Here is a 6,959-nt window from a genome sequence, read left to right on the forward strand (position 1 = left end):
CTGTCGGTGAAGGATACGCTGAAAACCTGGGGTCTGCTGGAGCTGGTAAACTCCGTGGTTGGCCTGATAATCGTGTTGATCATCAGCATGATTGCATAACGTCGATACCGCTCTGGCCCACAGCGCCAGAGCGGTTTTCCATCCTGCCTCAACAATCCTCAATAATCAGATATACCGCCTTCACCGGACCATGCACCCCAACCACCTTGATAAGCTCAATATCCGCCGTCGAGCTGGGTCCACTGATGATATTAATGCACGATGGCATACGCTCACCGGCCTGTGCTTTCTGATGCAGTTTTTCTGCCAGCTGCGCCACGCGCGGCAGGATGGTGCTTTTACGCAGCACGAAAATCGAGGACTCCGGCAACAGGCTCAGGGAGCGCCCGCGCTCCGGCGCGGAAAACAGCACCACGCCGCCGGACTCGGTCAGGCCATATTCGGCATACACTACGCCGACTTTCGCCTGCTCGGCCTGGGTAATATTTTCGCTACCACGCGCCGGATCCCAGACCACGGCGTTGCATTCCTGCTGCAAGCGTTCGGTGATGCCCAGCTCCACCAGCCGGCTGTCGCCGCTCAGCACCACCGGCTGCTGACCCAATTCTTCGCACAGGCGCAGTGCCGCGTCTGCGGCCTGGTCCTCGCTGGTCAGTTCGCAGCGGGCCAGCATCACTTCGCTGGCAAACTGGATAAACGCAGAGCAGCGCTGCTCGGGGCTAAGCTCGGTCAGGCGCTCGTTGGCATAGTTGTTAACCAGTGCGGCATCCGCTTGCGGTTCGAAGCGCAGCGGGCGACCCAGCGCCTGGGCGATGGTGTTTAAAAACGCGGTACGGTTATCCATTCTTTTTCTCCTGCGCCTGATGTTTCTTAAACCAGCTGCGGAAGCTCTCGCCGTCAGCATCAGGCAGATCGCGCGCCTCCATCCAGTCACCAATCGCGCCAACCTTGAGCGGGGTTTTGCCGCCATTGATAAACCAGCTCGCCGCATGCGCGCCCGCCATCATCCCGACTTTCCACAGCCCCGGATGGCTATTGGCATAGGCGAACATCTTGATCGCCCGTCGCTCGGCTTTCGGCGTAATGCCCTCCTCGGCCATCACCCGGCGATGACGCAGGATCAGTTTTGACAACGGAATACGCACCGGGCAGACGCTGTCACAAGCCGTGCACAAAGAACAGGCGTACGGCAGGTCTTTAAAATCTTTATAGCCGCCGAGCAGCGGAGAAATCACCGCGCCGATAGGGCCGGGATAGATAGAGCCATAGCCGTGCCCGCCGATGTGGCGGTACGCCGGACAGGTGTTCATACAGGCTCCGCAGCGGATGCAGCGCAGCACATCGCGAAACTCTGAGCCCAGCACCTGCGAGCGACCGTTATCGACAATCACCAGATGGAACTCTTCCGGTCCGTCAACGTTGTCCGCCTCACGCGGGCCGGTCAGCCAGGTGTTGTAGCCCGTCAGACGTGCGCCCACGGCGCTGCGCGCCAGCATGGTAATCAGCACATCCACCTCGGCAAAGGTCGGCGCGATACGCTCCATGCCCATCACCGCAATGTGCGTTTTCGGTAGCGTGGTGCACATGCGCGCGTTGCCTTCGTTGGTCACCAGACACACCGAGCCGGTTTCCGCCACGGCAAAGTTACAGCCAGTAATACCGATTTCGGCACTGAGGAAATCCTCGCGGATCTTCTGACGAATGAACAAGGTCATAGCTTCCGGGGTTTCCGGGCCGTCATACCCCAGACGTTCGTTCAGCACGCGGCGGATCTGGTAGCGATCTTTATGAATCGCCGGAACCACGACGTGCGAAGGCGGATCCTGATCCAACTGCAGGATATATTCCCCGAGATCGGTTTCGATCACCTGGATTCCGGCATCCTGCAACACATGGTTGACGCCGATTTCTTCGGTCACCATCGACTTGGACTTCACCACCTTCTGCGCATTTTTACTCTGCGCGACCTGCAAAATGTAGCGAGTGGCGTCTTCTTTGGTTTTGGCGAAATAGACGTGTCCGCCGTTTTCCGTCACTTTCTCGGAGAGTTGGTACAGGTAAGCGTCGAGGTTGCTCAGAACGTGATCGCGGATCTGGCTGGCACGATCGCGCCAGTCTTCCCAGTGGCCTAACTCATCGACCATTTTTTGCCGATTCGCGCCGATACGCTCCTGCGCATTAGCCACGGCTTTGCGCATAATCGGATCTTCTATCTGCTGACGAATACGCAGTTTAAATTCTACATCGCTGGTTTTTATCGACATCTCTTTCCCCTCAGCGGCTCATCAGCACTTCAGCAATATGCATCACTTTGACCGGCTGGCCTTCCCGTTGCAGTCGACCGCCAATGTTCAGCAGGCAGCTAACGTCTGCGCCAATCAAAAATTCCGGCTTTGCGTCCATCAGATGTAATACTTTCTCTTTCACCATCTCACCGGATATCTCGGCCATCTTGACCGAGAACGTCCCGCCAAAGCCGCAACAAGTATCCTGATCGGCAAACGTCAACAGCTCCAGTCCGCGCACGTTTTTCAGCAGCGTAAGCGGCTCTTCCTTCACTCCCAGTTTGCGGGTCAGGCTACAGGAAGGATGATACACAGCGCGGCCCTGCAGGCTGGCACCAACGTCCACCACACCCAGTTTGTTGACGATAAAGGAGGTGAGATCCTGCATACGCGCGGAAACTTTCTCAGCACGCAGCGCCCATTCCGGTTCATCGGCCAGATACGTCGGGTAGCTTTTAACCGCGTAGGTGCAGGAGCCCGCCGGGGAGATAATCGGATCGTCGTTGTCTTCCAGCGCGGCGATCAGGTTTTTCATCCCGGGGATCGCCTCTTTGATGTAACCGCTGTTGATGGCTGGCTGACCGCAACACCCTTGCTTCTCGGGGAAATTAACGCGACAACCCAGTTTTTCCAGCAGCAATACGGAGTCTCGTGCCATCCGTGATTTCAGTGCGTCACCAATACAGGTGACAAAGAAATTTACATTCACAATAACTACTCCATTGCTTCATTTCTGTTTATTGCGCTTGATATCGCGATATCAAACAAATGTTCATTCGTATTTCATGCCCAGTTTTTATGTTTGCTGGTTTTACCAATACCTGGGTTCATAGTGTTGGTCGGATCATTTTCCTGATAAAAACGTGCCAAATTTTCCGGCGCTTTATACAGATGGCCGACATTGTGTTCCGCCGGATATTGCGCTCCGCGTTGGCGCAGTAATTCCAGCATCTGTTCTTTTAACGCGTGGGCATCTACGCCTTTTTTAACGATATAATCCTGATGGAATACATGGCACATAAAATGGCCGTAATAGAGTTTATGCACCAACTGACTGTCAATTTCCGCCGGTAAATGCTCATACCATTCGGTATCATTGCGGCGTAATGCAATATCCAGCGCGAGAATATCCTCAACCTCGTCAGAATGAACGGCCTGATAACGAATGGCAGCACCCGCGGCGGCAAAACGATGCAGAAACGCCTTACTGCCCTCTTCCGCGGTACAGGTAAAGAACGCGCCCTCGGCCGATTTAAAATAGTCCGTTAACCATGCCTGGGCTTCGGCCACACCCTCACCGGACATTTTCAACATCAGATGGTGTTCATAGTTATCGCGCCAGGTCTTCATCCGCGCCGGGAGATGGCTCGGGAACAGATGGCTAAAAGCCTGCATCGCGCGGTCGGTAAAGTGCGGGCGAAAGATCTTCACCTTCTCAAGTATGGCCTCGGTACGCCCCTTCAGGTTGAAGAAGAACGGCATTTTGTCCGTGCCAAGTTTGTCGATCATCAGGAAGGTATCTTTGCTGTATTTCTCTGCAATATCATAGATATCGCGGTGCATATACTCCCCAGCAACCGGCAGGTTTGTAAAATTCGCCAGGATGTGGCGGCGAATCTCAGTCAGGACATCAGTCTGATTGGTACCGATATAAAAGACCTGCTGGTTCTTCTCGGCTTCAAAGGTATCCAGACGTACGGCAAACACCGCTAACTTGCCCGCGCAGCCAGAGGATTCAAACAGGCGATCCGGGTCAGCGTTGTAACGTGCTGGCGTGTCGGCATTGATGTCCCGCACGCGGCTAACATAGTCGTGATCGTGCGCGTGACGCCCGTCATGGTTGACGAGCACGGCTTCAATCGCATTGTTATCCAGCCGGGCAAGGATTTGCTCTGGCGTCTGACCTAGCTCAATGCCGAGGTGATTGACCAGCTGCAAGCGTCCCTGTTCATCAATACGGGCAAACAGCGACATCTCGGTATAAGCCGGGCCACGCTGGACCAGAGAACCGCCGGAGTTATTACAGATACCGCCGATAACCGACGCGCCGATGCACGAAGAGCCAATCACCGAATGCGGCTCACGGCCAAACGGCTTCAGCGCCTTTTCCAGCGAATACAGCGTGGTGCCCGGATAAGCCAGCACCTGCTTACCCTCATCCAGCACATGCAGACTGTCCAGCCGCAGCGTGCTGATAATGACGATCTCGCGGTCGTAATCATTACCATTGGGCGTCGAACCCTCAGTCAGGCCAGTGTTCGACGCCTGCATCAGGATTATTTTATCGGCCTCAACGCAGGCGCTAAGGACTTTCCAGAGTTCAAGCAAAGAGCCGGGGATAACCACCGCCAGAGCATCACCCTGACCCGAGCGAAAACCCTTACGGTAACGCGCAGTTTTTGACGGTTCGGTGAGGATATGAGCAGGGCCAACCAATTGGGTAAGAGTTGTCAAAAAGGTCTTATTATCAGTATGTTTCATGGAGGGCGGCTCTCCGCTCCTTATATCAGGGCCAGTGAAAATGGCCATAAGTTTATTTGTACGACAAAACAGAATATTCCCTCAATCAATATCCACATGCAATACCCCATTTTATTTCTTTCGGCACCGCTCACATTTTTTAATGAAATTACCACTACCACATAATTCATACTCCGTTCTTTTACTGGATGCCAAAACGCTTATTTCATTTATTGCAAAGACCATTTCATACCTATTAATGATTAACTCTAATGGGTATTATTATATTTAGTGGTTATTCATATTTAATAAAAAAAATAACATTATTTATACAATTATTAACCTTTGTAACTTTATTTCACTGAAGCGATTCAGTTTGCATTTTTTATTTTATTATTAAGGTAGCCTCCTTCCCCCTAAATATAGTTAAGTCTAAAAAAGTAAATCGGGAATTGTAATGCACGAATATTTAATGTTTGCTCTGGCACTCTCTCCTTTGCTGCTGATGGTATTTTTAATACTGAAATTAAAAATGCCCATCCATTATTCCGTACTGATCTCTTTGGTATTCACCGCTGCACTATCGGCAATATTCTGGGAAATGCCCACACAGAATCTGAAAGCCGCGATAGGCTATGGTGCACTGAAGGGACTATGGCCGATCGTAATTGTTATCCTCGGCGCTATCTTCAGTTATAACGTCATGCAGGCGACCAAAGCGCTGGATATTCTGCGCGATATTCTCGCCAGCATTAGCGAAGATAAGCGTATTCAGGTGCTGCTGATTTCATGGTGTTTTGGTGGATTTCTTGAAGCCGCAGCGGGCTATGGCACGGCGGTCGCTATTCCGATCGGCATTCTTATTGCGCTGGGATTCAACCCGCTGAAGGCTGCTATTGCTTCTCTGGTGGCGAATACCGTTCCCACCGCATTCGGCGCGGTCGGGATCCCGGTTTCTATTCTGGCAGAGCAGGTTAATCTGCCGGTTTATACCTTAGGCGGAACCATTATTTTGCAGCTCGCGCTGTTTAATATCCTGCTGCCGTTTGTGATTGTCTGCATTATTGGCGGCGGCCTGAAAGCCATTCGTGGCGTATTTCTGATCACGTTGATTTGCGGCATCACCACGCTGGTTCCGCAATATTTTGTCGCCATCCATCTTGGCGCGGAATTACCCGCTTTTGCCGGTAGCCTGGTCAGCCTGTTTGCCGTGGCGATGGTCAGTCGCCTGCGCAAAGGGAAAACCGATCCAGAGTGGCGCATTGAGGTCAGCCATACCCGCGAAACCACGCCACGCTCGGCAAAAGTGCTGTTCCGCGTGGGCTCTATCTATCTGTTTATTTTTGTATTTATCCTGCTGTGTTCGCCGCTGTTCCCGACAATAAAAGGCGCGGCGTCCCAACTGGCTTCGGTGCTGCATTTCACGTTGGCTGACGGCAAAACGATGGCACTGAAAGTTGAATGGGTGACCACACCAGGGATGCTGATCATCTTTGCGACCATTATCGGCGGTTTTATTCAGGGGGCGTCCGCACACGGGATGCTGGAAGTATTTATCAAAACGATTTTCCAGCTTAAAAACTCTATCGTCGCAATTATGGCGATCGTCGCGCTGGCCACGGTGATGGATCTCAGCGGGATTATCTCCACGCTGGCGCAGTCGATTGTCGATCTGACCGGCAGCTCGTACGTCTTCCTCGCCCCGGTGATTGGCGCGCTGGGCACGTTCGTTACCGGCAGCGATACCAACTCGAACATTCTGTTCGGCAAGCTGCAAACCATTGCTGCCAGCAAGTTACATATCGATCCCAACTGGCTGGCGGCGGCCAATACCTCTGGCGCTACGGGCGGGAAAATGATTTCGCCGCAAAGCATCGCCATCGCGGTTTCTGCCACCAAAATGGACGGTCAGGCCAACCAGATTATGTCTGGCACCATGAAATACTGCTGCGCCTACATTGTGATCCTCGGCTTAAAGGTTGGTCTCTTTTATTACTGGTTTATGGCGTAAGCCATTGTCAACCCCGTCAAATTCGCGGCAATCGTATTTGACGACACAGTGACCAAAAAGGTTTACACCGCCCCAGGAACGGAACAAGGCGACAGGCTTTACGATTTGTCGGCGCTGACTAAAATAGCGCCGATGTTTCAAATCGAGGATTGTTGTTATGTTGTTCTGGAAAAAGATGGTGAAGAAGTTCGACGCCTTTTCCG

The 6,959-nt window shown here is 52.7% G+C and carries 6 protein-coding genes; 2 read left to right on the top strand and 4 right to left on the bottom strand.

What is annotated here, in order from left to right; genetic code table 11:
- Positions 1 to 99, top strand: a 99-nt coding sequence (locus tag OGY08_RS14300; RefSeq protein WP_286565933.1) for a GntT/GntP/DsdX family permease, incomplete at its 5' end; no start/stop codon positions are given.
- 49 nt (positions 100 to 148) lie between these two features.
- Here OGY08_RS14300 and OGY08_RS14305 read toward each other — a convergent pair.
- The 4 genes from OGY08_RS14305 to dld form a co-directional block, all read right to left on the bottom strand.
- Positions 149 to 844, bottom strand: coding sequence for a LutC/YkgG family protein (locus OGY08_RS14305; protein ID WP_125363516.1), 696 nt, complete (start codon positions 842 to 844; stop codon positions 149 to 151).
- Positions 837 to 2,264 (bottom strand): LutB/LldF family L-lactate oxidation iron-sulfur protein, encoded by a 1,428-nt coding sequence (locus tag OGY08_RS14310; RefSeq protein ID WP_003830092.1) that lies wholly within the window; start codon positions 2,262 to 2,264, stop codon positions 837 to 839. Before OGY08_RS14310 ends, OGY08_RS14305 begins: the two co-directional genes overlap by 8 nt.
- A gap of 10 nt (positions 2,265 to 2,274) precedes the next feature.
- Positions 2,275 to 2,994, bottom strand: coding sequence for a (Fe-S)-binding protein (locus OGY08_RS14315; protein WP_001102105.1), 720 nt, complete (start codon positions 2,992 to 2,994; stop codon positions 2,275 to 2,277).
- 74 nt (positions 2,995 to 3,068) lie between these two features.
- Positions 3,069 to 4,814, bottom strand: coding sequence for a D-lactate dehydrogenase (gene dld / locus OGY08_RS14320; RefSeq protein ID WP_023157191.1), 1,746 nt, complete (start codon positions 4,812 to 4,814; stop codon positions 3,069 to 3,071).
- Between the two features lie 388 nt (positions 4,815 to 5,202).
- Here dld and OGY08_RS14325 point away from each other — a divergent pair, with 388 nt between their 5' ends.
- Entirely contained in the window at positions 5,203 to 6,756 is a 1,554-nt protein-coding gene (locus OGY08_RS14325; RefSeq protein ID WP_286565935.1) for an L-lactate permease, read from the top strand.
- Positions 6,757 to 6,959: the final 203 nt, after the last annotated feature.

The sequence above is a fragment of the Citrobacter sp. Cpo069 genome, assembly GCF_030332785.1.
Lineage (GTDB): Bacteria > Pseudomonadota > Gammaproteobacteria > Enterobacterales > Enterobacteriaceae > Citrobacter > Citrobacter portucalensis.

Bases quoted from the DNA above. Each gene is read 5' to 3' on its own strand.
- OGY08_RS14305 (WP_125363516.1), bottom strand. From the start codon at position 844: ATGGATAACCGTACCGCGTTTTTAAACACCATCGCCCAGGCGCTGGGT.
- OGY08_RS14310 (WP_003830092.1), bottom strand. From the start codon at position 2,264: ATGTCGATAAAAACCAGCGATGTAGAATTTAAACTGCGTATTCGTCAG.
- dld (WP_023157191.1), bottom strand. From the start codon at position 4,814: ATGGCCATTTTCACTGGCCCTGATATAAGGAGCGGAGAGCCGCCCTCC.
- OGY08_RS14325 (WP_286565935.1), top strand. From the start codon at position 5,203: ATGCACGAATATTTAATGTTTGCTCTGGCACTCTCTCCTTTGCTGCTG.